Origin of the sequence: Glycomyces artemisiae, assembly GCF_003002955.1 — a bacterium.
Lineage (GTDB): Bacteria > Actinomycetota > Actinomycetes > Mycobacteriales > Micromonosporaceae > Glycomyces > Glycomyces artemisiae.
This window is the reverse complement of the sequence record NZ_PVTJ01000003.1, coordinates 192528-216199: the sequence shown is the minus strand read 5'-3', so window position 1 is coordinate 216199 and position 23672 is coordinate 192528. Positions and strand designations below refer to the sequence as shown.

The window sequence follows — 23672 nt, the reverse complement described above, 5'->3', positions numbered from 1 at the left end:
ATGCCGATGAACCGATTCGAAGGCAAAGTCGCCGTCATCACCGGTGGAGCGAAGGGGATCGGGGCGGCCTGCGCGGCGCGCCTCGCGGCCGAAGGCGCGGCGGTCTACGTCACCGACGTGGACGAGGAGGCGGGGGAGCGGATCGCCCGCGAGACGAGCGGGGTCCGCTTCCACCGCGCCGACGCCTCCAGCGGCGCCGACTGGACCGCGTTGCACGACAAGGTGATCAGCGCCCACGGCCGCCTCGACGTGCTCGTCTCGAACGCCTTCGCGAGCGTCAACGGCGCGCCCCACGAGCTGTCCGAGCCGGACTGGGACCGCACGCACGACGTCACCCTCAAGGCCGCCTACCTCGGCGTCAAAGCCTGCATCGGGCCGCTGCGCGAGGCCCGCGGCGCGGTCGTGGCAGTCTCCTCGGTCCACGCGCACCGGTCGCTCAAGGGCTACACCGCCTACGCCGCGGCCAAAGGCGGGCTCAACGCCCTCGTCAGGCAGCTCGCCGTCGAGTACGCCCCGCACGTCAGGTGCAACTCGGTCTCGCCCGGCCCGATCCGCACCACCCACTGGGCCGACACCTCCGAGGAGGACATCGTCCGGGCCGGCGACGCGACGCTCGTCGGCCGGGTCGGCCGCGCCGACGAGGTCGCCACCGCCGTCGCCTACCTCGCCTCCGACGAGGCCGGCTACATCACCGGCGTCGACCTGCCCGTCGACGGCGGCTGGCTCACCCTCAAGCACGCGCTCTGACCCGGCGGACGGGACCGCCGTCCAAGGCGGTCCCGTTCCGGTCCGCGCGTTGACATCGATCATTTAGTTAGTTAACCTGACTATTTATGACGGCCCTTCATGTCCGTCGCTGATCGAGAGGACCTTGATGAAGATCGCCGTGGTCGGTGGCGGATCCACCTACACCCCCGAGCTCGCCGAAGGCTTCGGCGCCAACGCCGTCGCGCTCGGCATCGACGAAGTGGCGCTGGTGGACCCGGCCGCGAAGAAGCTGGAGGTCATCGGCCCGCTGGTGCGGCGCATCATGCGCCGGCACGGGTCCGACGCGAAGGTCGAGTGGACGACCGACCTCGACCGCGGCGTCGAGGGCGCCGCGATCGTGCTGCTCCAGCTGCGCGTCGGCGGTCAGCGGGCCCGGATCGAGGACGAGGCGTTCCCGCTCGAATGCGGCTGCGTCGGCCAGGAGACCACCGGCGCGGGCGGCCTCGCGAAGGCCCTGCGCACCATCCCCGTCGCACTCGGGATCGCCGACCGCGTCCGCGAACTCGCCGCCCCCGGCGCGTGGATCGTCGACTTCACCAACCCCGTCGGCATGGTCACCCGCGCGCTCCTCGACGCGGGCCACCGCGCGATCGGCCTGTGCAACGTCGCGATCGGCTTCCAGCGCCGCTTCGCCGGGCTCCTCGGCCGCGCCCCCGAGGACGTCGTCCTCGACCACGTCGGCCTCAACCACCTCACCTGGGAGACCGGCGTCCGCGTCGACGGCCGCGACGTCCTCCCCGGCCTCCTCGACGAGCACCGAGACGAGATCGCCGACGAAGTGGACCTCCCGGCCGCGGTCTTCGCCGACGGTCGCGTGCCCTCCTACTACCTGCACTACTTCTACGCCCACGACACGGAAGTGGAGCGGCTCCGCACCGCCCCCTCGCGCGGGCGGGAGGTCGCCCGCATCGAGGCCGAACTCTGGAAGATCTACGAGGACGACACCCTCGACCGCAAGCCCGACCTGCTCTCGCAGCGCGGCGGCGCCTACTACTCCGAGGCCGCCGTGGCGCTCATGCGCTCGCTGCTCACCCGGGACGGCGGCGTCCACGCGGTGAACGTCCGCAACCGCGGATTCCTGCCGTACCTGCCCGACGAGGCCGTCATCGAGGTCTCGGCCCGCGTCGGCGCCGACATCACGCCCGTCGACGCGGCCCCGCTCGGGCCGCGCCAGCGCGGCCTCGTCGCGGCCGTCGCCGCCTATGAGGAACTGGGCGTCCAGGCCGCGGTCCGCGGCGGCGAGCGCCGCGTCTACGAAGCGCTGCTCGCGCACCCCCTCGTCGGCCAGCACGACCTCGCGGAGGGCCTGACGGCCCGCCTCATCGCCACCGGGCGGGACCACCTCCCTTGGGCCTGAACGCGGACCGCGCCTTCATCGCGGTGGACGGCGGGAACTCCAAGACCGACGCGGTCGCCGCGACCGCAGACGGCCGCGTCCACGCCTACGTGCGCACCGGCACCTCCTCGCCGCACCGGCTCGGCTACCGGGAGGCGGTCGACCTGCTGGGCAAGCTCATCGACACCGTCCGCGCCGAAGCCCGGTGGGGGAGTGAAGTACCACTCGCGCGGGTCGACGCCCTCCTTGCGGGAGTGGACCTCCCGGTAGAGGTCGAGCGGCTGAACGCCGACGCCCGCTCGCGCGGCTGGGCCGACGAGGTGGTGCTCGACAACGACGTGTTCGCGCTCCTGCGGGCCGGGACGAGCGACCGGAACGCCGTCGCCGTCATCTGCGGCGCGGGCATGAACAGCGTGGGGCGCAACGCGTCCGACGAGTGGTCGCGGTTCCCGGCGCTCGGGCCGACCACGGGCGACTGGGGCGGCGGCGAGGACCTCGGCGACGCCGTGCTCTTCCACGCCGCCCGCGCCGAGGACGGCCGCGGCCCCGCCACGGCCCTGTGCGCGGCCGTGCGCGCGCACTTCGGGACCGGCACCGCCGAGGACGCCGCGATCGGCCTGCACTTCGGCCGCTTCCCCCGGGACATGGTCCACGGGCTCGTACCGCGCCTGTTCGCGGCCGCCGACGCCGGGGACGCCGTCGCAGAGTCCGTCGTGGAGCGCCAGGCGGCCGAGATCATCGCGATGGTCCGCGTCGGGGCCCGCAGGCTCGGACTCGGCAAGGGGCCGTTCACGATCGTGGGCGGCGGCGGGGTCCTCGCGGCCGCGCCCGCAGCCCTGCACCGGCACTTGGCGCCGATCCTGGAGGCGGAGTTCCCGCTCGCGTCCTACACCGGCCTCGACCGCCCGCCGGTGCTCGGCGCCGCGTGGACCGCGCTCGACGCGCTCACCGGCGCGACCGACACCGCGGCCCACCGCAGCCTCGCCGCCGGCATCGCCGCGATGGAGCCCGTCCGCGTCGCCTACTGAGCCTCCGGGAGGGCCGCGTCGAGCACGCGGCCCTTCAGGTCGGCGTACGCCAGGTCCAGGACCCCGATCGCGACGGCGTCGCCGTACACCGCCGACGGCAGGATCCGCTCGGCCAGCGAGGCGTTCGCGCGCCGCACCGACTCCACGAAGGTCTCGCCGCCCGCCCGCGCGATCTCGCCGCCGAGGACCAGGCTCGGCGGGTCGAACAGGCACGTGAGCAGGTGCAGCGCCCCGGCGACCCGCTTGGCGTAGGCGTCCATGAACGCCTGGGCGCCCGCCTTGACGGCCGCGGTCATGACCGAGGCGGCGTCGGCGCCCGCGACGCCGTGCTCGCGGCCCAGGGCGAGGACGGCGGGGGCGCCGATCCAGTCCTGGTAGGTCGGGTCGTCGGGGCCGGTCCGGTCGGGGAAGACGGGCACGTACCCGAGTTCGCCCGCGGCGCCTCGGGCGCCGACGACGAGGCCGTGCGCCAGGTCGATCCCGGTGCCGATGCCCTCGCGGCCCAGCCACAGCAGGACCAGGCCGCCGGAGACGGCCGGGTTGCGGCGCTCGGCGACGGTGGCGGCGTTGACGTCGTTGTGGATCGTCACCGGGCAGTCCATGAACGACTCCAGGGACGCGCCGAGCCGCACGTCGGGGGCGCCGGGGAGGTCGGCGTACCCGATGGTGTCGGTGACGGCGTCGTAGGCGCCGGGGACGGCGAGGTGGACGACGGCGACGCGGTCCAGGGCGATCCCCGCGTCGTCGGCAGTGCGGCGCAGCATGCGCTGGACCGCGGTGTCGACGGGGACCTCGTTGAAGTCGAAGGTGCGGGTCGACGAGGCCCGTTCGCGCCCTTTGAGGTCGCGGATCGCGACGGTGACGCCGTCGGGCTCGTGGAGGGTCGCGGCCGCGGCGAACGCGTGGTCGGCGTTCACGGAGTACACCTCGGCCCGGGGTCCGACCTGCCTGGCGGTGGTGCGTCCCTGGGTGACCGCGAGCCCGGACTCGGCCAGCCGCAGCATCACCTGCGAGGCCGTGGGCTTGGCCAGGCCGGTGAGCTTGCGCAGCTCCACGCGGGTGAGCGTGTCGTTCTCGAGCAGGTGGTAGAGCGCGGCGCGCTCGTTGATGGTGCGCAGCAGGTGGGAGGAGCCGGAGGGGACGGGCGGGTCCGTGTTCGTTCGCATGGGCGTCCTTCGTCGCTGATGGCCGGCCGCGGGAAGTTCTGTTCGCGTCGATGTTGACCCCGGGGCCCGCTGAGTATACTATCGGCGCTTATAAGTTAGTAACCTTATCTAACTATTAAGCTCGATGCACCCCCGAGACTCCTCACCGTCACCCCGAGCAAGGGACACCGCCATGACGCACCGCCCCGGCCGCCCGAGCCGCCGCACCGTCCTCCAGACCTCCGCCGCCCTCGGCGCGGCCGCCGCCCTCGCCGCCTGCACCGGGACCGGCGGCGGCGACGCCCGCGCGACCACCCTCTACACCGCCGGGCTCCAGGACGGCGCCCCCGCCAACTTCAACCCCCTCGGCTGGACCGCCTCCTGGCCCGTCGGCAACTACGCCGTCCACCTCTACGAGACGCTCTTCAACTTCAACCTCCTCACCGGCGAGTCCGAACCGCTCCTCGCCTCCGGCATCGCCTGGGACGGCGACACCGGCGCCGTGACCCTCCACGAGGGCACGACCTGGCACGACGGCAAGCCGCTCACCAGCGCCGACGTGATCGCCACCTTCGGCCTCGCCGACCGCAACGAGGGCATCGCCTACGGCGACATCTGGTCCTACGTGGACGCCATCGAGGCGCCCGACGACCGCACCGTCGTGTTCACCCTCAACGCCGAACGCCCCCAGCGCCTCCGGCTCATGGACCTGCTCTGCTTCACGTACATCCTCCCCGCGCACGTGTGGGCCGAGGTCCCCGACGCCGAGCTCACCGAGCACCCCAACACCGAGCCCGTCGGCTCCGGCCCCTACACCCTCGACTCCTACTCCCACCAGGACGTCACCCTCGCCCTCCACCCCGACTACTGGGGCGCCGAGATCCACGGCAAACCCGTCCCGCAGCAGGTCGTCCACGCGATCTACGAAGGCAACGACGCCGCCAACCTGTCCTTCCAGAACGGCGACATCGACCTCTCCGCGTACTTCCTGCCCCGCGTCAACGAGCTCTGGGAGGAGCGCGGCCTGCCCGTCAAGACCTGGCAGAGCGACGCCCCCTACCACCTGCCCGGCTCCATCCCGATGCTCATCATCAACACCACGACCGGCCCCCTCGCCGACGCCCGCGTCCGCCGCGCGCTCGCCCACGCCATCGACTACGCCAAGATCGCCGAGTCCGCCATGGCAGGGATGAGCGACCCCGCACAGGCCAGCGTCATCCTCCCCGAAGGCGCCGAGAGCGTCCACTTCAACGCCGAGGCCGCCGCCGCGGGCTGGTCCTACGACCCCGACGAGGCCGCCCGCATCCTCGAACAGGAGGTCGGCGCGGCCAAAGGAGACGACGGAATCTACGTCCTCCCCGACGGGACCCGCCTCGGCCCGTTCAAGGCCGCCACCCCGCAGGGCTGGACCGACTGGAACGCCGCCCTCGACATCGTCGCCACCACCGCCACCGCCGCCGGGATCGACGTCGCCACCGAGTTCAGCGACTTCACCGAGGTCAACGACAACCTCGGCAACGGCGCCTTCGACATGGTCCTGTGGTACGTCTCCGACGTCGCCCCCTCCAGCCCCTGGTCGCGCATCCGCGACCTCATCGACGACCGCGACGTCCCGCCCGTCGGCGAGATGGCCTTCTGGAACTTCGGGCGCTTCCACCACGACGCCGTCCCCGCGCTCCTCGACGAGGCCGCCACCGCCGCCGACGCCGCGGCCGCCACCGCCGCCTACACCCAGCTCGACGACATCATCCGCGCCGAGGCCCCCGCCATCCCGCTCATGTACCGCCCCTTGGAGTTCTACCAGTTCAGCGAGAAGAACTGGACCGGCTTCCCCACGAAGGACGACCCGTACTGCGCGCCCATGCAGGGCATGACCGGCATTCAGATCCTCTCCAAGATCAAGCCCGCCGAGTCCTAGGACATGACCCTCCTCCGCCACATCCTCGCCAAGCTGGGCTGGTACGCCGCGGCCTTCGCCGCGGCGCTGGCGCTCAACTTCTTCCTGCCGCGCCTGCTCCCCGGCAACCCCGTCGACACGCTCATCGGCCAGGCCCTGCGCGGCCACGCCTCCTCCGAGACCAAGCAGCGCGTCTACGAGACCTACATCGCCGAGTTCGGGCTCGACCAGAACCTGTGGACGCAGTTCCTCACGTACATCGGGAAGACCGTGCAAGGGGACTTCGGGACCTCGTTCAGCCGCTACCCGGCCGACGTGGCCTCGATGGTCGCCGACGCCCTGCCGTGGACCATCGCACTCCAGCTCCCCGCGGTCCTCCTCGGCTGGCTCATCGGAAACCTCGTCGGCGCCGTCGCCGCCTACCGGCGCGGCGGCTTCGACCGGAGCGTCTACCTCTCCAGCCTGTTCCTCACCGCCGCGCCGTACTACTGCCTCGCGGTCCTGCTGCTCTACGGCCTCGCCGTGGCGCTCCCGCTGTTCCCCGCCGGCGGCGGCTGGTCCTTCGGCCTCAAGCCCGAGTGGACCGGCCTGTTCGCGGTCGACGCGGTCTCGCACTGGTTCCTGCCGTTCCTGTCCCTGCTGCTGGTGTTCATCGGCGGGCAGGCCATCGGCATGCGGTCCATGGCCGTGTACGAAGTGGACGCCGACTACGTGCGGTTCGCCGAGAGCTTCGGCCTCGCCGACCGCAAGATCATCGGCTACATCTTCCGCAACGGGATGCTCCCGCAGGTCACCGGCCTCGCGCTCGCCATCGGCACGCTCGTCGGCGGCGCGCTCCTCACCGAGATCGTGTTCTCCTACCCGGGGATCGGGACGCTCCTGTACGAAGCGATCCTCAACAAGGACTACCCGGTCATCCAGGCCGTGACGCTCCTCGTCCTCGTCGTCGTGCTCGTCGCGAACTTCCTCGTCGACGTCCTCTACGGCCTCATCGACCCGCGCATCCGCGCCGCTGAAAGGGGCGAACGGTGAAGGCGCTCAAGGCACTCCCGCCGCGGTTCCACACCGCCGCCGCGGTCTTCCTGCTCATCGCCGCCGCCGGCCTCATCGGGCCCCTCGCGGCCCCGGCCGGGCCGGGCGACCTCCTCGGCCCCTCCTTCCGGCCGCCCGGCGCCGACTTCCTCCTCGGCACCGACCACCTCGGCCGGTCCGTGGGGATCCAGCTCGTCCACGGCATCCGCACGTCCCTCTACATCGGGCTCCTCGCGGGGATCGCCGGGACCGTCCTCGGCGTCCTCATCGGCACCCTCGCGGGATACCGCGGCGGCCTCGCCGACGAGATCCTCATGGGGCTCACCAACATCATGATCACCGTCCCCGCGATCATCGTGCTCCTGCTGCTCTCGATCAGCCTCGACACCCGCTCGGTCACCGTCATGGGCGCCTGCATCGGCGCGGTCTCCTGGCCCTGGACCGCCCGCGCCGTCCGCTCCCAGATCGCCAGCCTCCGGCAGCGCGAACACGTCGACATCGCGCGCCTCTCCGGCTCGCGCACCTGGCGGATCATCGCCGTCGAGCTCCTGCCGTACATGATGTCCTACATCGTCATGGCCTTCGTCATCCAGCTCTACGGCGCGATCCTCGCCGAAGCGGCCCTGAGCCTCCTCGGCCTCGGCCCCTCCGGCACCGCCTCCCTCGGCGTCATGCTCCACTGGGCCATCGCCTGGGAGTCCATCCGCGGCGGCCAGTGGTGGGTCTTCCTCACCCCCACCGTGTTCATCACCGCGATCACCTTCTCCCTCCTGCTCGTCCAGTCCAGCCTCGACACGGTCTTCAACCCGCGGCTGCGCGCCGGAAAGGCGGCCCGATGACCCTCGCGAGCCTCACCAACCTCACCGCCCACTACGACGCCGGCGAAGGGAGGTTCCACGCCCTCGACGACGTCGGCCTCGACGTCGAGTCGGGCCGGATCCTCGGCGTCGTCGGCGAATCCGGGTGCGGCAAGTCCACGATGGCCTCCGTGCTCTCCCTCAACCCCGCACCGTCCCTGCGCGTCACCTCCGGGACCCTCGCCGTCGGCGGGAAGGACGTCGACCTCACCGACCCCGCCTCCCACCGGCCCCTGCGCGGCGGCACCGTCGCCCTTCTGCCGCAGGGCGCCCTCAACGCCCTCAACCCGACCCGCCGCGTCGGCGCCCTCGCACACGACATCCTCGCCGCGGGGGACCGGCGTATCAAGCGCTCGGAATCGCTGCGGCGCACCGCCGCCCGCCTCGAAGCCCTCGAACTCCCGCCGCGCGTCCTGCGCGCCTACCCGCACCAGCTCTCCGGCGGGATGCGCCAGCGGGTCGTGACCGCGCTGGCGACGCTGCGGAACCCGCGGCTGCTCGTCGCCGACGAGCCGTCGTCGGCGCTCGACGTGTCCTCGCAGCGGCTCCTGGTGGACCTGTTGCGGCGCCTGGTATCCGACGGCCTCGTGGAGGGCATCGTGTTCATCACCCACGACGTGGCGCTCCTGTCGGAGCTGGCCGACCGGATCGCCGTCATGTACGCGGGCCGCGTCGTGGAGGAGGCCCCCGCGCGGGACCTCGTCGCGTCGCCGCGCCACCCGTACTCGCAGGCGCTGCTCGCGTCGGTCCTGGTGCCCGAGCCGGGGACGCGGGGCCGGCGCCTCGCGGGGATCCCCGGTTCGCCGCCGGACCTGCGGGCCCCGATCGCGGGCTGCCTGTTCGCGCCCCGCTGCGAGCACGCCATGGACAAGTGCACCGCCGAGCGTCCGCCGCGGCTCGTGACCGGGCCGCGCGACGACTCCTGCTGGCGCAGTGCCGAATCGGAGGAGGCGGTCGATGCCGCATGACGAGCTGCTGCGCACCGAGGGCCTGGCGAAGGTCTTCGGGCGCGGCAAGGACGAGGTCCGGGCCGTCGACGGCGTGGACCTGCGCCTCGCCGCGGGCGAGGTCACGGCCCTGGTGGGCCAGAGCGGCTCGGGGAAGAGCACGCTCGGGCGGCTGCTGCTGCGCCTGATGGACCCGAGCGCGGGCCGGGTCGTCTTCGACGGCCGGGACGTGACGGCGGTGCGCGGCGCGGGGCGCCGCGACTACTGGCGCGAGGTCCAGGCGGTGTTCCAGGACCCGTTCGCGGCGTTCCACCAGTACCGGCGGGTGGAGGCGACGCTCGCGACCGCGTTGCAGCTCTTGCCCTCCGGGACCGACGGCCGGTCGCTCATGGAGGCGTCGCTCGCCTCGGTGGGCCTGGACGCGGCCGAGACGCTCGCGAAGCGCCCGCACGAGCTGTCGGGCGGCCAGCGCCAGCGGGTCATGCTGGCGCGGGCGCTCATGCTGCGCCCGCGGCTGCTCATCGCCGACGAGGCCACGTCCATGCTGGACGCGTCGGTCCGCGTCACGGTCCTCAACCTCCTCGCGGACCTGCGCGACGAGCGGGGGATGACGGTGCTGTTCGTGACGCACGACCTGGGGCAGGCGTACTACCTGGCGGACCGGATCGCGGTGATGCACCGCGGCCGTATCGTGGAGGCGGGCCCGGCCGAGCGGATCGTGGCGGAGCCCGAGCACCCGTACACGCGGTCGCTGCTGGCGGACGTTCCGAAGCTGCACCGGGGCGCTTAGCGCGCGGGGCCGCGAAACCGACAATATTGGTCGAAGTCAATCTATTGACTCGAAATCGCGGTCCCCGTAAGCTCATCAATAGATAGTAATACTGCCTAACTATTGAGGAGGAGTCCATGGCGCTCCCACCCCGCCGCAAGCGGCTGCTCGGCCTGCTCGCGGCCCTCGCCGCCGTCGCGGTCATCACCCCGCTCGGCATCGGCGCGGCCTCCGGTGACGACCACGACGACCCGGCCACGGACCCCGGCACCGAGGCCGTCGCCGGCCCTGCCGCCGAGCACGGGCAGCTGTCCGTGTGCGGCACGACCCTGTGCGACGCGGCCGGGAACCCGGTCCAGCTGCGCGGCATGAGCACCCACGGCCTCCAGTGGTACTCGCAGTGCCTCAACGACGCGTCCCTGGACGCCCTCGCCTACGACTGGGAGGCCGACATCGTGCGCCTCTCCATGTACATCCAGGAGGACGGGTACGAGACCGACCCCGCGGGCTTCACCGCCCGCATGCACGAGCTGATCGACGAGGTCACCGCCCGCGGGCAGTACGTCATCGTCGACTGGCACATGCTCGACCCCGGCGACCCGAACTACAACCTGGAGCGCGCCGAGACGTTCTTCGCCGAGATCGCGCGCGAGCACGGCGACCAGGACAACCTCTTCTACGAGGTCGCCAACGAGCCCAACGGGGTCGCGTGGTCGGCGATCAAGTCCTACCACGAGTCGATCATCCCGGTGATCCGCCAGTACGACGACGACGCCGTGATCATCCTCGGCACCCCCGACTGGTCCTCGCTAGGCCTGTCCGGCGACGGCGGCCCGCAGGACGTCATCGACGACCAGGTGGACGCCGAGAACGTCATGTACACGTTCCACTTCTACGCGGCCTCGCACGACGACTACTACCTCGACGGGCTCGCCGGCGCGGCCGACGAGATCCCGGTGTTCGTCACCGAGTTCGGCACTCAGGAGTACACCGGCGACGGCCCGAACGACTTCGCGATGACCCAGCGGTACCTGGACCTCATGGCGGACAAGGGGATCAGCTGGGTCAACTGGAACTACTCCGACGACGAGCGCTCCGGCGCCGCGTTCGAGCCCGGCACCTGCCCCGGCGGGCCCTTCACCGGGGACTCCGGGAACCTCAAGGAGGCGGGCGCCTGGATCCGGGACCGGATCAGGGAGGGCTGACCGCAGGCCCGGTCCGCCGGGGGAGTCGAGGCCGACCGCTACCTCCGCCACTACGACCACCTGCTGCGGATCGACCCGATCACCACGGCCACCGCACGGGCCGACGCGACGTTCCGCGTCACGTCCTGAAAACCCGTTGACAGGACCCGGCCGCGGTTCCTACCGTGGTCGGGTCCGCACCAGGGCGGACGTCGACCGGGCTTCAGGCCCTAGAGGGACGTGTCCATGACCCGCATCGAGCCGAGCGCGCCTCGCTGCTCCGCTTAGCCACCGAGGCCGCTCGGCCTGCTCTTGCTGTCTTCTCAGTTCTTCCCAGCAAGGAGCTCCGGGTGTCCAACACCGCCAATACCCTCAAGATCCACACCTTCACCTGCGCTTGGTGCGGCCTGACCGCCACCAAGACCGCGAGCGACGGCTCGCTGCGCAACCACTGCCCGTCCTGCCTGCACTCGCAGCACGTCTCCGACCACGTCGAAGGCGGCCCGAGCGAGTGCGATGGTCGGATGAGCCCGATCGCCATCGCGGTGCTCCGCACCGGCGACTGGATGCTCATCCACCGGTGCGTGCGCTGCGACGAGCTCACCTCGAACCCGGTGTGCGCCGACGACAACCAGCTCATCCTCATGCGCATGGCGGTCCGCCCGCTCGCGCAGCCGCCGTTCCCGCTCGAAGCGCTCGGCAGTCTGTAGGGGAGTGAGCGACCATGCCTCGACGAACCCGACCGCGCGGGCACGACGACCGCCGGAGCCAGCGCCGCAAGGACGTCCTGCACGAGGCCAGCGGCCACCGTGCGAACGACTTCCGCTGCGCGGGCTGCCGACTCGACGTCTCACTGCACGCGCCGGGGACCGCGCACCGCAACCACTGCCCGCAGTGCCTCGCCAGCCTCCACGTGGACCGCCGCATCCCCGGCGACCGCGCCTCGGAGTGCCGGGGCCGCATGGAGGCGGTCGCGGTCTTCACGCGCCCTGACGGCGAGTGGATGATCGTGCACCAGTGCCTCTCGTGCGGGGAGCTGAGCTCGAACCGCATCGCGGGCGACGACAACGCATTGGCCTTGGTGCGCTTGGCACTGCGGCCGCTGCACGACACCGACAGGGCCAGCCGGACCCTGATCAACCTCTAGCAGTCGGGGCGCCGGCTCCGGTCGGCGCCCCGCTACTCGTAGCCGAGTTCCCGCATGGCCGCGGCGTTGTCGGGCTGCGCCCAGAACAGGTCGTGCAGGTCCTGCGGAAGCTCGCTCTCGTGCGTTCCCGTTGCGCCGGAACGGAAGAACGCCGGGTCGTGCGCCTGGAGCTCCGCGAACGACGGGATCTCAGCGCCTGCGGCCGGCACCAGCTCGGGGGCGGCCGCGCCGACCGCCTTGCGCACCACCGCAACGGGGTCGGCGATCAGCTCCTCGAAGCGAACCCAGACCGGCGCCGGGGCCGTCGAGCGCCGCCAGGACAGCACGTTCTGCCCCCAGCCGCCCGTGCCGCCGCTCGTGCGCGTGATGATCGCCCGGGCCTCAGTCTCGAAGTCCCCGCCGTCCTTCGTGTTCAGCCGCGCCCACGAGACCGTGCTGTCGCGGCCGTCGCGCACCAGGCAGATCGCGCGGTCCTCCGCAGCGATCACCTCATCGGTGCGCCGGCGGTGCGTCTTGACGATGTGGACCTCCGGCGAGGCGCGCATCTCCTCGAACGAGGCGGGGCGCTCCCGCGCGTCCATCAGCTCGGGGCCGATCTGCGCGGCCACGCCGTCCACGTCGTAGACGACATAGGTCGGCACCCGGTAGATCCGTTGCAGCGCAATGCGGAAGAACGTGTTGCCCGAACGCGGGTACGAGGAGAGCCAGACGATCACCGCCAGACCCTATCCGCCCTCCCCGGGCCGGATGAGGCCGTGGTCGAACGCGAAGACCGCCGCGTGGATGCGGTCGCGCAGCCCCAGTTTCGCGAGGACCCGCTTGACGTGGGTCTTGACGGTGGCCTCGCCGACGAACAGCGCGGCCGCGATCTCGGCGTTCGAGCGGCCGCGGCCGAGCAGGAGCAGCACCTCCGTTTCGCGCTCGGTGAGCCGGTCCAGGCGCCGCCGCACCTCCGGGGCCGGTTCGACCGGCGCGTTGCGCGCGAACTCGGCGAGCAGGCGCCGCGTCACGGACGGCCCGAGCAGCGCTTCGCCCGCCGCGAGCGTGCGCACGCCCGCGATGAGCGTCTCGGGCGGGCTGCGCTTGAGCAGGAACCCGCTCGCCCCCGCGCGCACGGCCGCGAACACGTACTCGTCGAGCTCGAACGTCGTGAGCACCAGCACCTTCGGCGGATCGTCAAGGGCCGCATGGATCTCCCGGGTCGCGGCGATGCCGTCCAGGACGGGCATGCGCACGTCCATGAGCACCACGTCCGGCGTCGAGTGCAGCGCCTGCCGCACGGCCTCGCGGCCGTCGGCGGCCTCGCCGACCACCGCCACGTCCTCCTGGGTCTGGAGCATCATCCGCAGGCCGACGCGCATCAGCTCGTCGTCGTCGGCGATCACCACGCGGATCATGCGGCCTCCTCCGTGAGCGGCAGCCGGGCGCGGTTGCGCCAGCCGCCCGAATCCAGCGGCCCCGACTCCCACTCGCCGCCCAGCGCCGCGACCCGCTCCCGCATCCCCGCCAGGCCGCGGCCCTGCCGAGACGACTGCGGGACGGGGCCGGACCCATTGTCGCGCACCGACACCTGCACCCAGTCCGCGCCGCGCTCGACCTCCACGACCGCGTGCGCGGGCCGGGCGTGGCGGATCACGTTCGTCAGCGACTCCTGGACCACCCGCCGCACCGCCGCCGCGGCCTCGGACCCCAGACCCGCCAGCGCCTCGCCGGGGACGCGCAGCTCCGCGGTCACCTCCGCAGGGAGCGACGCCAGCAGCGCGCGCAGCGACTCCTCCAAACCCTGATCCGCCGCGTCCTCCTCATCGGCCAGCAGCCCCAGGACCCCGTCGAGGTCGCGCATCGCCTCCCGCCCGACCCGCTCGATGCTGCCCAGCACCGCGGTGATCTCCTCCCGGTCCCCGGCCAGCGCGAAACGGGCCGCGCCCGCGTGCGCGACCATCACCGTCACCGCGTGCCCGACCGCGTCGTGCAGCTCCCGCGCCATCCGCGTGCGCTCGGCCGCCCGCGCCTGCCGCACCCGCTCCGCGGCGGCCTCCCGCTCGCGCTCGATCTCGCTGCGCCGCATGGTCTCCTGCGCCTCCCACCGGACCCGCCCGGCCCGGCCGACCACGACGGCGACCGCGTGCGCCAGCAGCGCGGGCACGAACGCGTCCGCCACCGGGACCAGCACCACGAGGACCGCGACCACCGGAACACACGAGGATTCGATCGCGAACCGCAGCGGACGACTCCGCAGCACCAGCGTCAGCGCCATGGCCGTCGCCAGCGACGCGTTCATCACCGGCAGGCCCGCCAGCGCCACCGCCGCGGTGGCCGCCGACGCCGCCCACAGCGCGGTCGCCGGGGCGAAGCGCCGGCCCGCGATGGCCGCGAACCACACGACCGCGGCCGCGCGTTCGAGGAGCGGCCCGTCCGCCACGGACGCCACATGGTCCGACGGGCCGATCGAGATGACCGCCGAGAGGTAGGCCACCGCCAGGTCGATGAGGATCCACAGGGGACCGCGGTCGACCCGCCGGTCGGGGCTCCAGCGTCGCAGGTTCACGCCGTCCACGGTACCGGCGCGCGGCCCCGCCGCCGTCCGCCCGCCGGGCGACCCCGCGTCCCCCTCGGAGGGGACGACATCGCTCCACCGCAGGTGACGCGCACCAGGACCGCCCGCCCATAGCGTCGAAGCCATGAACCACGCAACGTCCCACCGCCCCTGGCGGATCGCCGCCGCCGTCGTCCTCATCGGGCTCGGCCTCGTGCTCGCCCCGTCCCTCGCCGTCCTCGTCTTCCTCGCGGGCGCCACCCTCACCGCCTCAATGCCGCTGCTCACCGCCGCCGCGCTGATCGTGCTCACCGCCGTCGCCTGGACCCTCACCTGGACCGCCGGGCGCCTCGCCTTCCCGGCCCGGCGCCGCCTCGCCGCCGCCGTCCTCGCGCTGGCCCTCACCGCCGCCGCAGGGGCCGCCGCGGCCACGACCCTGTTCCGGCCCTTGGACATCGACCCTCCCGCCGGGACGCCTGCGGGGGAGTACTGGGACCTGCCGACCGGCTCTCGCATCGCCTACGACCACGTGCCCGCCGCGGGCGAGGCCCGCAACCAGACCGTGGTGCGCCTCCACGGCGGCCCGGGCACGCCCGGCGACGGCCCCGACGACCTCGACCGCGCCCTCGCCGCAGCCGGATTCGACGTGTACGTCTACGACCAGGCCGGCTCCGGCCGCTCCGAACGCCTCGACCCCGCCGACTACACCGTCGCCCGCCAGGTCGCCGACCTCGAAGCGATCCGCGGCGAGATCGGCGCCGACCGGCTCGTCCTCATCGGCGGCTCCTGGGGCGGCACCCTCGCCGCCGCCTACGCCGCCGCGCACCCCGACCACGTGGACCGCCTCGTCTTCACCTCGCCCGGCGCGCTGTGGGCCCCTGAATGGGAGGGCCAGGACGAGGGCGACCTGTGGGACCGGCTCACCCCCGAGCAGAACCGCGAGATGACCGAGTTCGAATCCTCCGGCGGCGTGCGCCTCCTGACCTGGTCGCTCCTCATGGAGGACAACCCCGACGCCGCCCGCGCGCTCATCCCCGACGCCGAGATCGACGCGGTCTTCGCGCGCCTGCTGTCGATCGTCGGCTCCGCCACCAGCTGCGAGCCCGGCGGCGCGATCGACATCCCCGACGCCGTCCCCGGCTTCTACGCCAACCAGCTCATCGCCGCCGACCAGCTCCGCACCCCCGACCCGCGCCCCGCCCTCGCCGAACTCGACGCCCCCGCGCTGGTCCTGCGGGGCGAATGCGACTACAAGCGCTGGGAGATCACCCGCGAGTACCGCGACGCCATCCCCGGCGCCGAACTCGTCTACTTCGAAGGCGCGGGCCACTCGATCGAGACCGATCGCCCCGACCTCTACATCGACACCGTCACCGCGTTCCTCACCGGAGCCGAACTCCCGCTCCCGGCCTACACCGGCGACGCCGACCCCGCCGCATGAGGACAGGCGGACCCGGCCGGGAAGCCCGGCCGGGTCCGCCGCTCCCTACTGGACGCCCCAGTCCTCCAGGACGTCGTCGATGGCGCCGTTGAAGTCGGCCACCTCGGCGTACACGCCCGGCTGTCCCGCCACGGCGCACTCGTAGCCCCAGCTGACGATGCCGGCGAGGACGAGTTCGCCGTCCCGGTCGGCCATGAGGGGGCCGCCGGAGTCGCCGTCGCACGAGTCGACGCCGCCGTGCTCCAGGTCGCCCGCGCAGAGCATCGTCTGCGCGTCGACCTCGCCGGGGTAGGCGGCCTGGCAGTCGGCGTCGGTCACGAACGGGACCTCGACCCACTGGGCCGCGGTCGGGTACGTGTCGTCGCCGAGGTTGCCCCAGCCCGCGGTCTCCAGCACGTCGTAGACCTCGGGGTCGGCGGCGAGGTCGATCGGCTCGACGTCGAGCTCCTCTTCGAGCAGCAGTAGCGCCCAGTCGTTCGCGAACTCGACCGGGTCGTTCCAGTCGTGCGCGAGGTGGATCTCCGCCACGTCGGCCTCGTTGAGGCCGGGCGATTCGAGGTCCACGGAACCGGCGAGGACGGTGATGTCCACGGCGTTCTTCTCCTCGACGCAGTGCGCCGCGGTCAGGACCACGTTCGGCGCGATGACCGAGCCGCCGCAGAAGTGCTCTGCGGCGGGCTCGCCCGGCAGCTCGTCGCCGATGCTGACGAGCCACGGGTACTGGCCCTCGGCCGCGGGCCCGCCGCCCACGACCTGCGCCTCGAAGTCCCCTTCGGGCGACTCGACGGCGTTGGCGGCGATGCCGCCCCAGACCAGCGCGACGGCGCCGAGGCCCGCGGCGGCGCCGACGCCCGCCCGGACCAGGTGCTTCCTCTTGAACTCCACGGTGAACCTTTCAGGGTGGATGCGAGGGTCGGGCCGAATAGCCCGCCTCGCAGGAAAATATCCGGATCGTCCCGGGACCCCTCCCGGCCGGATCTACGCGTCGGCGAGAATCGCCCGATGAGCGAACAGGTCCACACCCGCGCCGGCCTCGCCGCCGACCTGCGCCGCATCGGCCTCGCCGACGGCGACGCCGTGATGGCCCACGCGGCGTTCAAGCAGGTCGGCAGCGTCCTCGGCGGCCCCGACACCCTCGTCGACGCGATCCTCGACGCCGTGGGCCCTAATGGAACCCTGCTGTCCTACCAGGACTGGGAGCCCGGCGTCGAGGTGTGGGACGACGACGGGCGCGTGCTCGACGAGTACCGCGACCACATGCCGCCCTACGACCCGGCGACCGCCCGCCCCGCCCGGTACATCGGGCTCCTCGCCGCCACGGTCGGCTCCCGCCGCGGCGTGCGCCGCAGCCGCAACCCCGGCGCGGCCGTCGCCGCGCTCGGCGCCCGCGCCGAGGAGTTCACCGCCGACCACCCGTACGACTACGGCTACGGCGAGGGCTCCCCGTTCGCGCGCCTCGTCGCCGCGGGCGGGAAGGTCCTCATGCTCGGCGCGCCCCTCGACACCATGACGCTGCTGCACCACGCCGAGCACCTCGCCGACCTGCCCGGCAAGCGCCGCATCAGGATCGAGTACCCGCTCGCCACCGCCCACGGCACCGAGTGGCGCACCGTCGAGGAGTACGACACGGGCGACCCGGTCGTGACCGGGCCGCCCGAGGACTACTTCAAGGACATCGTGGAGGACTTCCTCGCCACCGGTCAAGGGACCCGCGGCACCGTCGGCGCCGCCGCGAGCGTCCTGGTGGACGCCGCCGCGATCGTGCCGTTCGCCGTCGCCTGGATGGAGGAGCGGTACGGGGCCTAGAACTCCAGCGGGCCCAGCGACGGCTCCGCGACGAACCGCAGGACCGCCTCCGGGGCGCCGTCGAGTTCGAGGAGCACCGCCTCGTTGCGGCCCTGCCGCAGCACCGGGCCGGGCACGTAGAGGGTCCGCTGCGGGCCGCGGGACCAGTAGCGGCCCAGGCAGAACCCGTTGATCCAGGCGATGCCCTTCCCGAGGGCCGAGGTGTCGAGGAACCGGTCCGCGGCCTCGTCCACGTCGAACTCGGCGTGCGCGAACCGCAGGCCCGGGACGGCCGGGGCCGCCTCGCCCGCGCCCGCCGCCAGAACGAGCAGGTCCGCCTCGCCGATCGCGCGGGTCGTCCAGTCCGACAAGGGCTTCCCGCCGAGGCTCACGCCGCCGACGAGGCCCTTGTCCTCGCCGAGGCGCGGCCCGTAGTTGACGCGGCCCTGGTTCTCCACGAGCAGCCGCAGCGACTCGCGGACCGCCGGGATCGCCAGCGCCCGCTGGTGCAGCTCGCGGGACAGCACCCCCACGGTGACGCCGTCGACCACGACGTGGACGCGGTCGCGCACCTCGCCGACGACGAGGACGCCCGCGTCGGCGGCGAACCGCTTCTCGTGCAGGAGGAACGCCGCGTCATGACGGGCCTGCGCGAACGACGGGACCTCAGTGGACTCAATGGAGTCGAGCGCTTCGGCCGCGGCCAGGACCGGGGCGCCGACGAGGAGCGGGGCCTCGCCGGTCGGCGCGGGCGCGGCCTCGGCCGGAACCTCCTCGGGCAGTTCGGTGTAGCGGCCGATGACCTCGCGGAACGCCCAGTACTTCGCGGTGGGGCGGCCCGCCTCGTCCAGGGGCGCGTGGTAGTCGTAGGAGGTGGTGATGGGCATGTACGTGCCCTTGTCGTTGGCGCCGCTGGTGAGCCCGAAGTTGGTGCCGCCGTGGAACATGTACAGGTTCACCGAGGCGCCGCGGCCCAGGAGCACGTCGAGGTCGGCGGCGGCGTCGGCGGCCTTCGTGGTGTGGTGGTGGGTCCCCCAGGAGTCGAACCAGCCGTCCCAGTACTCCGAGGACATGAGCGGCCCGGTGGGCTGGTGCGCGCGCAGGGTGTCGAGGCGCTCGTCGGAGCGGGACCCGAAGGACGCGGTCATGTGCAGGCCCGGCAGGGACCCGCGCTTGAGCATCCACGGCTCCGGCTGGTCCACCGTGGTCAGCGGGACGGTGATCCCGTTGTCGCGGAACATGCCCGTGAGGGTCTCCAGGTAGGCGGTGTCCTCGCCGTAGGCGCCGTACTCGTTCTCGACCTGCATGAGGATCACGGGCCCGCCCGCGTCGATCTGGAGCGGGGCCACGATCGCGCACACGCGCCGCAGGTACTCCTCGATCGCGGCGAGGAACTTCGGCTCGCCGCGGCGCACGCCGACTTCGGGGTCGGCGAACAGCCAGGCCGGGAGGCCGCCGTTGTCGAACTCGGCGCAGATGTAGGGGCCGGGCCGCACGATCGCGTGCATGCCCTCGGCGGCGACCGCTTCGAGGAAGCGGCGCAGGTCGAGGCGCCCCTCCTCGGTCCAGGAGCCGGGCTCGACGGCGTGGAGGCTCCACGGCACGTACGTCTCGACGGTGTTCAGGCCCATGAGGCGGGCCTTGCGGATGCGGTCGGTCCAGTGGTCGGGGTGGACCCGGAAGTAGTGGACCGCGCCCGAGAGCACGCGGCGGGGCTCGCCGTCGAGCAGGAAGTCGTGCTCGCCGATCGCGAAGCGGCTCATGGGCGGGTCCCTCTCTCGGAGTATTTACAGCCATCGGAAAAAGTACTCGCATCTCCCGGGCCCGCCGTCGGCCGGTCCCGCGCGCGGTGAGGTAGCCCCCTTCCATGGGCCCGCCGGGCCGGGCGCCGTTCGCATAGGATTGGCGCACTACGCGTGGGAAGGGCGGGCATGTCGACGTTTCGAGGGGCGCGGCAGCCGACCATCAAAGAGGTCGCGAGCCGCGCCGGAGTGAGTCCGATGACCGTCTCGCGCACGCTCGCCGGGGGCCGGAACGTGCGGCCCGACGTGCAGGAGCGCGTCATGGAGGCCGTCAAGGAGCTCGGCTACTACCGCAACGAGAACGCCCGGAGCCTGCGCCCGGGGCAGCCGAGCGGGCTCGTCGGCGTCGCCATCACCAACCTCGCGAACCCCTACTACGGCAACTTCGCGCTGGGCGTCGAGGAGGTCGCCGCCGAGCACGGGCGGCGCATCCTCCTGGGGAACACCGGCGAGGACGACGCGCGCGAGCGCCAGCTCGTCTCCGACTTCATCGGCCGCCAAGTCGACGGCCTCATCCTGGTCCCGACCAGCGGCGACGCCGAGCACCTGCGGCCCGAGCGGCTCGGGGACGTGCCGCTGGTGCTCGCCTCCCGGCGCGTGCCCGGCCTCGACGTCGACACGGTCCTCCTCGACGACGTCGGCGGCGCCTACCGCGGCACGCTCTCGCTCCTCGACGCCGGGCACACCCGCATCGGGTTCCTCGGGAACCGCAGCTCGGTGTTCACCGGCGAGCGCCGCTGCCGCGGCTACGAGCGGGCGATGCTGGAGCGCGGCGTGCCGATCGACCCGCGGATCGTCTTCCGCGACCAGCAGGACGTGGCCGCGGCGACCCGCGCCGCGAAGGCCATGTTCGACGCCGCCGACCCGCCCACGGCGGTCTTCAGCGCCAACAACCGGAACACCATCGGCGCGATCCGCGAGATCGGCCGCCGCATCCGCGACGGCGAGCCGCTGCACCCGGCGGTCGTCAGCTTCGACGACTTCGAGCTCTCCGAGCTCATGCCCGTGCCCGTCACGGTGATCGACCACGACGCGCGCCTGCTCGGCCGCGAGGCCGCCACGCTGCTGTTCTCCCGCCTCGACGGCACCGCCGAGGACGGCCCGAGGACCGTGGAACTGCCCGTCTCGATCGAATTCCCCTGATCTCCCCGCGCGTCACACCCGCCACATCCGACCGGGTTGCACATCGCCGCGCTATGTTGGTAACGTTACCAACCGCGGGGCCGTCGTAAAGGCCCCTGACACGAGCTGACGAGGAGGCGGGCGATGGAGCTCTGCATCGACTTCGGCGGTTCCGAGATCAAACTCGGCGCCGTCGACAACGGTGCCCCCGTCCGCACCGCCGTCGTCCCGGTCGGCGACGGGGACCTCGAAGCGGCCGCTGCCGCCGCGAGGGACCTCGTCGAAGGACTCTCCCCGGGAGCGGTCGGCATCGCGGTCCCCGGAGTGGTGGACCGCGCCGCCGGCCGCATGGTCAAAGCCCACGACAAGCACCCGCGGCTCGACGGCCTCGACCTGGTCGCCTGGGCCCGCGACGCGTTCGGGCTCCCCGCGGTGGTCGAGAACGACGCCCGCGCCGCGCTCGTCGGCGAGACCGCCACCGGCTCCGCCGCTGGAGTGCGCGACGCGGTCCTCATGACCCTCGGCACCGGCATCGGCACCGCCGCGATCATGGACGGCGTGCTCCTGCGCGGCGCCCACGACCACGCGGGCATCCTCGGCGGCCACCTCACCGTCGACCTCGACGCCGGGCTCTGCAACTGCGGCAACGTCGGGTGCGCCGAGTCCATCGCCGGGGCCTGGGCCATCCGCCGCGACCTCGCCGCCCGCGGCGACGCCGTGACCGACGTCCGCGAGATGTTCGCCGCCGCCGCAGCGGGCGACGCCGCGGCCGCCGCCGTCCGCGACCGCGCGATCCGGGCCTGGGGCGCCACCGCCGTCTCCCTGTGCCACGCCTACGACCCCGACGTGGTGATCCTGTCCGGCGGGATCATGCGCGCCGGCGAGGCCGTCGCCGCCCCCGTCGCGGCGTACGTCCGCGAGCACCTCTGGACCAGCTCGCACCGCCCGGCCTTCACCGTCCCCGACCGACCCGACCTCTCGGTGCTGCGCGGACTCGCCGTCCTCGCCGCCGGAACCCATTCCTGAAGGAGCGCACGTGCCTACCGCCAGCCCGTCCGAGACCGTCGGACGCTACGACAAGCAGCCGACCGTGCCGCTGCCGGCCGACGCCCGCGTCCTCACCGGCGCGGACGGCTGGGCCGCCGCCGCCGAGGTCGCGACCGCGCGCGCCGCCGGGCGCGCCCCGCTGCTCGCCGTCGACGCGTACCCGGGCGCGGACCTCCCGCTCATCAAGGACGCCATCGCCGCGGCCCTCCCGGACTGGACCGTCGTCGACGTCGAGGACGCCGCCGCCCTCCCCATCGAGGTCATCAACGACCGGATCGCCGACAACCTCACCGACGACCGCGTCTTCGGCGTCCTCTCCCACGCCAACGTGACCGCGTTCTACGACACCGAGCGGCTCGACAAGCTCGCCGTCGAAGCCGACGGCGACGACCGGCCCCTGGTACTCGTCGGCTGGGGCGCCGACCTCGTCGCCCGCCGCACCGGAGCCCCCTACGCGCTCGTCCTCGCCGACATGGCCCGCTGGGAGATCCAGCTGCGCCAGCGCGACGGCGCCACCAACTGGCGCGCCCAGAACCCCGCCGAGGACCGCCTCCGCAAGTACAAGCGCGGCTTCTTCGTCGAATGGCGCGCCGCCGACCGCCACAAGCGCACCATGTTCGACCGCGTCGACTTCGTCCTGGACGCCAACGCCATCGGCGCCGCCCACGCCGACCCCCGCCCCGCCGGGATGGTCACCGGCGACGCGTTCCGCGCCGCCGTCGCGGGCGCCGCGCAGCGGCCCTTCCGCGTCGTCCCCTTCTTCGACCCCGGCGTGTGGGGCGGACAGTGGATGAAGGAGAAGCTCGACCTCGACCCGTCCCAGCCGAACTACGCCTGGTGCTTCGACTGCGTCCCCGAGGAGAACTCGCTCCTCCTCGAAGACGCCGACGGCGCCGTCGTCGAGATCCCGTCCCTCGACCTCGTGTTCACCCAGCCGAAGGCCCTCCTGGGGGAGCGGACCTACGCGCGCTTCGGCGCCGAGTTCCCCATCCGCTTCGACTTCCTCGACACCATGGGCGGCGGCAACCTCTCCCTCCAGGTCCACCCCCTCACCGACTACATCCAGCAGACCTTCGGGATGCACTACACGCAGGACGAGTCGTACTACCTGCTCGACGCGGGCGACGACGCCGTCGTCTACCTCGGCGTCAAGGACGGCGTCGACCGCGACGCGATGCTGGAGGACCTGCGCGCCGCCGAAACGGGCGAGCGCCCGTTCGAGGCCGAGAAGTACGTCAACGCCTTCCCCGCGAAGAAGCACGACCACTTCCTCATCCCCGCGGGCACCATCCACTCCTCCGGCGCGAACTCGATGGTCCTCGAAATCTCCGCGACCCCGTTCATCTTCACCTTCAAGCTCTGGGACTGGGGCCGCGTCGGCCTCGACGGCATCCCCCGCCCCGTCCACCTCGACCACGGCGAGCGCAACCTCGTCTGGGAACGCGACACCGCCTGGACCGAGTCGAACCTCGTCGACCAGGGCGAGCTCATCGCCCGCATCGGCGACACCGTCGAGGAGCGCACCGGCCTCCACGAGCTGGAGTTCATCGAGGTCCGCCGCCACTGGTTCTCCGACGAGGTCCTGCACGACACCGAGGGCACCGTCAACGTCCTCAACCTCGTCGAAGGCGACGAAGTCGAAGTCGCCTCGCCCACCGGGGCGTTCGCGCCCTACACCGTCCACTACGCCGAGACCTTCATCGTCCCGGCCGCCGTGGGCCCCTATCTCATCCGGCGGTCGGCGCGTTCGCGCAGCGACCGGTTCGGAACCGTGAAAGCCTCGGTCCGCGGCACCCGCACCGGCGAGGCGTAGCCCGTCCACCCCTTGA

22 protein-coding genes and 1 pseudogene are annotated in these 23672 nt (G+C 72.7%); 17 read left to right on the top strand and 6 right to left on the bottom strand.

Annotation, left to right across the window (positions count from 1 at the left end; translation table 11 throughout):
* Positions 1-6 precede the first annotated feature (6 nt).
* The 3 genes from B0I28_RS09795 (at position 7) to B0I28_RS09785 (ending at position 3132) form a co-directional block, all read left to right on the top strand.
* A complete protein-coding gene (locus B0I28_RS09795; RefSeq protein WP_245888931.1) occupies positions 7-747 on the top strand; it encodes an SDR family NAD(P)-dependent oxidoreductase in 741 nt (246 codons plus the stop codon).
* Positions 748-874: 127 nt separating this feature from the next.
* Positions 875-2125 carry a family 4 glycosyl hydrolase gene (locus B0I28_RS09790; protein ID WP_106363639.1) on the top strand — a complete coding sequence of 417 codons (1251 nt, stop codon included), beginning with the start codon at positions 875-877 and terminating at the stop codon, positions 2123-2125.
* Positions 2116-3132, top strand: coding sequence for an N-acetylglucosamine kinase (locus B0I28_RS09785; protein WP_219926673.1), 1017 nt, complete (start codon positions 2116-2118; stop codon positions 3130-3132). Before B0I28_RS09790 ends, B0I28_RS09785 begins: the two co-directional genes overlap by 10 nt.
* Here the strand turns inward: B0I28_RS09785 and B0I28_RS09780 are convergent.
* On the bottom strand, positions 3126-4298 hold the full coding sequence (locus B0I28_RS09780) for an ROK family transcriptional regulator (RefSeq protein ID WP_106363638.1): 1173 nt from the start codon (positions 4296-4298) through the stop codon (positions 3126-3128). The two genes, B0I28_RS09785 and B0I28_RS09780, sit on opposite strands and share 7 nt — an antisense overlap.
* Positions 4299-4470: 172 nt before the next feature.
* On the opposite strand from B0I28_RS09780, the gene B0I28_RS09775 reads away from it, so the two are divergent.
* The 9 genes and pseudogenes from B0I28_RS09775 (at position 4471) to B0I28_RS09740 (ending at position 12110) form a co-directional block, all read left to right on the top strand.
* The gene (locus tag B0I28_RS09775) at positions 4471-6195 is read left to right on the top strand and encodes an ABC transporter substrate-binding protein (RefSeq protein WP_181245755.1); all 1725 of its coding nucleotides are present in this window, start codon (positions 4471-4473) and stop codon (positions 6193-6195) included.
* A 3-nt stretch (positions 6196-6198) separates the two neighbouring features.
* Positions 6199-7206, top strand: a complete 1008-nt coding sequence (locus B0I28_RS09770) for an ABC transporter permease (RefSeq protein WP_106363636.1) — start codon at positions 6199-6201, stop codon at positions 7204-7206.
* Positions 7203-8045, top strand: a complete 843-nt coding sequence (locus B0I28_RS09765) for an ABC transporter permease (protein WP_106363635.1) — start codon at positions 7203-7205, stop codon at positions 8043-8045. Before B0I28_RS09770 ends, B0I28_RS09765 begins: the two co-directional genes overlap by 4 nt.
* Positions 8042-9031, top strand: coding sequence for an ABC transporter ATP-binding protein (locus B0I28_RS09760; RefSeq protein WP_106363634.1), 990 nt, complete (start codon positions 8042-8044; stop codon positions 9029-9031). The genes B0I28_RS09765 and B0I28_RS09760 overlap by 4 nt, the downstream gene beginning before the upstream one ends.
* Entirely contained in the window at positions 9021-9800 is a 780-nt protein-coding gene (locus B0I28_RS09755; RefSeq protein ID WP_106363633.1) for an ABC transporter ATP-binding protein, read from the top strand. Before B0I28_RS09760 ends, B0I28_RS09755 begins: the two co-directional genes overlap by 11 nt.
* Positions 9801-9916: 116 nt before the next feature.
* Entirely contained in the window at positions 9917-10984 is a 1068-nt protein-coding gene (locus B0I28_RS09750; protein WP_106363632.1) for a glycoside hydrolase family 5 protein, read from the top strand.
* Between the two features lie 42 nt (positions 10985-11026).
* Positions 11027-11113: pseudogene (locus tag B0I28_RS28440) on the top strand (hypothetical protein); the annotation flags it as partial.
* A gap of 200 nt (positions 11114-11313) precedes the next feature.
* Positions 11314-11673: an RNHCP domain-containing protein gene (locus B0I28_RS09745; protein WP_106363631.1), complete on the top strand. Its 360-nt coding sequence runs from the start codon at positions 11314-11316 to the stop codon at positions 11671-11673.
* Between the two features lie 14 nt (positions 11674-11687).
* Entirely contained in the window at positions 11688-12110 is a 423-nt protein-coding gene (locus tag B0I28_RS09740) for an RNHCP domain-containing protein (RefSeq protein WP_106363630.1), read from the top strand.
* Between the two features lie 32 nt (positions 12111-12142).
* Here the strand turns inward: B0I28_RS09740 and B0I28_RS09735 are convergent, their stop codons facing one another.
* Genes B0I28_RS09735 through B0I28_RS09725 form a run of 3 tightly spaced genes read right to left on the bottom strand, consistent with a single transcriptional unit; the run spans position 12143 to position 14658 of the window.
* Positions 12143-12826, bottom strand: a complete 684-nt coding sequence (locus tag B0I28_RS09735) for a sulfotransferase domain-containing protein (RefSeq protein WP_106363629.1) — start codon at positions 12824-12826, stop codon at positions 12143-12145.
* Between the two features lie 9 nt (positions 12827-12835).
* On the bottom strand, positions 12836-13507 hold the full coding sequence (locus B0I28_RS09730; protein WP_106363628.1) for a response regulator: 672 nt from the start codon (positions 13505-13507) through the stop codon (positions 12836-12838).
* Positions 13504-14658: a sensor histidine kinase gene (locus tag B0I28_RS09725; protein ID WP_181245729.1), complete on the bottom strand. Its 1155-nt coding sequence runs from the start codon at positions 14656-14658 to the stop codon at positions 13504-13506. Before B0I28_RS09725 ends, B0I28_RS09730 begins: the two co-directional genes overlap by 4 nt.
* Before the next feature lie 133 nt (positions 14659-14791).
* Here B0I28_RS09725 and B0I28_RS09720 point away from each other — a divergent pair, with 133 nt between their 5' ends.
* Positions 14792-16087: an alpha/beta fold hydrolase gene (locus B0I28_RS09720; RefSeq protein WP_106363627.1), complete on the top strand. Its 1296-nt coding sequence runs from the start codon at positions 14792-14794 to the stop codon at positions 16085-16087.
* 45 nt (positions 16088-16132) lie between these two features.
* Here the strand turns inward: B0I28_RS09720 and B0I28_RS09715 are convergent, their stop codons facing one another.
* Positions 16133-16972, bottom strand: coding sequence for a serine protease (locus tag B0I28_RS09715; protein WP_181245728.1), 840 nt, complete (start codon positions 16970-16972; stop codon positions 16133-16135).
* A 117-nt stretch (positions 16973-17089) separates the two neighbouring features.
* On the opposite strand from B0I28_RS09715, the gene aac(3) reads away from it, so the two are divergent.
* Positions 17090-17893, top strand: coding sequence for an aminoglycoside 3-N-acetyltransferase (gene aac(3) / locus B0I28_RS09710; protein ID WP_106363625.1), 804 nt, complete (start codon positions 17090-17092; stop codon positions 17891-17893).
* Here the strand turns inward: aac(3) and B0I28_RS09705 are convergent.
* Complete coding sequence (locus B0I28_RS09705; RefSeq protein WP_106363624.1) at positions 17890-19635, bottom strand: glycoside hydrolase family 35 protein; 1746 nt, start codon at positions 19633-19635, stop codon at positions 17890-17892. The genes aac(3) and B0I28_RS09705 overlap by 4 nt on opposite strands.
* A 168-nt stretch (positions 19636-19803) precedes the next feature.
* Here B0I28_RS09705 and B0I28_RS09700 point away from each other — a divergent pair, with 168 nt between their 5' ends.
* The 3 genes from B0I28_RS09700 to B0I28_RS09690 all read left to right on the top strand — a co-directional run bounded on the left by B0I28_RS09700 (position 19804) and on the right by B0I28_RS09690 (position 23656).
* A complete protein-coding gene (locus tag B0I28_RS09700) occupies positions 19804-20817 on the top strand; it encodes a LacI family DNA-binding transcriptional regulator (RefSeq protein ID WP_106363623.1) in 1014 nt (337 codons plus the stop codon).
* A gap of 123 nt (positions 20818-20940) precedes the next feature.
* The gene (locus B0I28_RS09695) at positions 20941-21822 is read left to right on the top strand and encodes an ROK family protein (RefSeq protein WP_106363622.1); all 882 of its coding nucleotides are present in this window, start codon (positions 20941-20943) and stop codon (positions 21820-21822) included.
* A 10-nt stretch (positions 21823-21832) separates the two neighbouring features.
* Positions 21833-23656, top strand: coding sequence for a class I mannose-6-phosphate isomerase (locus B0I28_RS09690; RefSeq protein ID WP_106363621.1), 1824 nt, complete (start codon positions 21833-21835; stop codon positions 23654-23656).
* Positions 23657-23672 lie beyond the last annotated feature (16 nt).